The following is a 2,646-nucleotide window of genomic DNA, read 5'->3' as shown; positions in this document are numbered from 1 at the left end:
ACAGCATCTCCGGAATAAGGGTGGCCCAGTCCTTCACCAACGAGAACTTCGAGAAACTAAAATTCGATATGGGCAACCGGGAGTTCAAAGAGTCCCGGCAGTTCGCCTTCAAGTCTATGGCCGAGATGACGACCGGCATAGACCTTCTGATGAACCTGCTGAAGGTTACGGTGCTGGCTCTGGGTGGGTATCTTACGTACGCCGGCGAGATCACGGTCGGTTCGTTCGTGGCCTTTTTTCTTTATATAGAATTGTTTTTGCAGCCTATCAGGAGGCTGATGCAGTTCGCCCAGCAGTACGAGGACGGAATGTCCGGTTTCGAGAGATTCATAGAGATAATGGAGACCAAGTCTTCAGTAACCGACAGTCCGAACGCCGTCGAACTCAAAGACGTGGTTGGAGAGGTTAAGGTCGAGAACGTCACTTTCGCCTACGACGGCGGAGAAAACGTTCTGAAGAACATAACCCTGGATATACCGGCCGGAAAAATGATCGCCCTGGTCGGGCCTTCTGGAGGGGGCAAGACCACGCTCTGCCACCTCATACCGCGGTTCTACGATGTTAAGGACGGAAGGATCACGATCGACGGCAAGGATATAAGGGATGTCACACTGAATTCGCTGCGAAGGAATATCGGGATAGTCCAGCAGGACGTCTTCCTCTTCGCCGGAACGGTCCGCGACAATATAGCTTACGGAAAGGGCGACGCGACAGACGAAGAGATAATCGAGGCGGCCACGAAGGCCAACATACACGACTTCATAATGACGCTGGATAAAGGTTACGATTCCTACGTCGGAGAGAGGGGCGTTATGCTCTCCGGAGGACAGAAACAGAGGATCTCTATCGCCAGGGTCTTCCTCAAGAACCCTCCGATTCTGATCCTGGACGAGGCGACTTCTGCCCTCGACAACGAGACCGAATTGAAGATACAGGCCTCTCTCGAAATGCTCTCCAGGGGAAGAACCTCTCTGGTCATAGCCCACAGATTATCGACTATAAAGAACGCGGATGAAATAATAGTCATCACTGCCGACGGAATAATAGAGAGGGGAAGCCATTCCGAACTGTTGAAACTCTCAGGCCACTACGCCAGACTCTACAAAGCTCAATTCAAGGGCTACATACCGGATATGTAAAAACAGGCGCCACGTTTCGTGACCCCTCGAACGGCCTCTACTGTGAGGACGCAGCTGATATACTTGTGTTGTGTTTCGATCCACGGGAGGGATGAGTCATGGATATGGAAAGTGAATTCTTGCTCAACTGGTACGAAAGACAGCTCCTGGTGAAAGGGATCGACGACAGATTACAGTTGAAGCTATCGGGGGAGACCTTCGGAAGGCTCACCGGAGAGCTTGAAGAGCTCGTGGCGGAGTTGCTAATAAGGAGCGGTCTTTCCGGAATAACCAAGGAATTTCCCAGGCAGGAGATACTCCCCTTATACTCTCCGCTCATATACAGGCAGGAAGAGACCGTTATCTTCGAAGACGGTCCCCTTCTCGAGATTGTCGTCGATAAGGAGAAGAAGAGAATCTCCTTCCCCCATTCCCTGCCGGTGACCTACGCTCCGATAATCGCGGGCAGGATCTTCTCATGGTTTATGGACGGCAAGTACGAAAAGGCCTTCAACATGAAACTCCCGGCCGGTCTCGATCGCATCGGACGGCCCGGAAAAGTCATGGTGGTCGGTGCCGGCGGCCTGGGAGCCCCGCTCATAAAGCTGCTGCTTGATCGTGGCCTGAAAGATATCACGATCGTAGAGCCCGGTGAAATAAAACTTAACAACCTGCACCGACAAATATTGTACGATTATGGTGACGTTGGATATCCCAAAGCGACGATACTCGAGAGAAAACTCTACAGAATGTACCCTTCGGCGAGAGTGAAGATCTACAGGGAGCGTTTCACCGAAGCTCTTCTCAGAAGCGAGAAACCGGACCTGGTGGTGAGCTGCGTGGACAATTACGGCGCACGTTACGAGATAAACGATTCCTCTTACCGCTCGGGGATTCCATACGTTGACTCGGCCGTAGATGGGTTCAGCGGTTACGTGATGTTCAGGAGACGCGGCCTGGCCTGTTACAGATGCTTCATGGGCGACGACAGGAAGGATACCACCGCGCCGAAGGGCATACTGCCCTTCACGAGTTACTTCGGGGCTATGCTTCAAGCGGCCGTGACGATCGACTTCCTGAACCGGAGAGGGTCTATCGAGAAAGTCTTCTGGTTCGATCTAAGGAACGATATGTACGAAGAGATCGATATCGGAAAACGAGAAAACTGCAAGGTCTGCAATTGAAGAGGTGAAATGGCGATGGAAGTGGTTTACGGACAGAAAAGATGGAGCTTCGACAGGGCGATGCCCCTGGAAAGGCTGGTCGAGGAAACGGGCCTCAGGAGAGAGGCGGTCCTCGTAATGGCCGATGGCCGGCTGATAAGAGAGGGCGAAACCATTCCGGCCGGATCTAAGGTGCTTATAATAAGCGCGGCAAACGGAGGATGATACGCTAGCATACCCACGCATACCGTCGTATAGTGCCATATATAGGGGTTTTTTGGCCCCTATTGTTTTTGTTGGGCGGTTGGTCCTTTTTGAAAACTGTCTTTATGTACTGCTAGAATCTTATAGATAACGGAAGAAAT

At 51.9% G+C, this 2,646-nt stretch carries 3 protein-coding genes; all 3 read left to right on the top strand.

The window, feature by feature from the left end:
* Window positions 1-1,139, top strand: a 1,139-nt coding sequence (locus tag PKX57_RS11960; protein WP_472417538.1) for an ABC transporter ATP-binding protein, incomplete at its 5' end; no start/stop codon positions are given.
* A 98-nt stretch (window positions 1,140-1,237) separates the two neighbouring features.
* Complete coding sequence (locus tag PKX57_RS11955; protein ID WP_472417536.1) at window positions 1,238-2,302, top strand: HesA/MoeB/ThiF family protein; 1,065 nt, start codon at window positions 1,238-1,240, stop codon at window positions 2,300-2,302.
* A gap of 9 nt (window positions 2,303-2,311) precedes the next feature.
* On the top strand, window positions 2,312-2,506 hold the full coding sequence (locus tag PKX57_RS11950; protein ID WP_470745447.1) for a hypothetical protein: 195 nt from the start codon (window positions 2,312-2,314) through the stop codon (window positions 2,504-2,506).
* The last annotated feature ends 140 nt before the right edge of the window (window positions 2,507-2,646 follow it).

The organism is Mesotoga sp. (genome assembly GCF_035363035.1).
Taxonomy (GTDB): domain Bacteria; phylum Thermotogota; class Thermotogae; order Petrotogales; family Kosmotogaceae; genus Mesotoga.
Note: the sequence above shows the minus strand (reverse complement) of the source record. Positions and strands in the feature narration are given on the sequence as shown.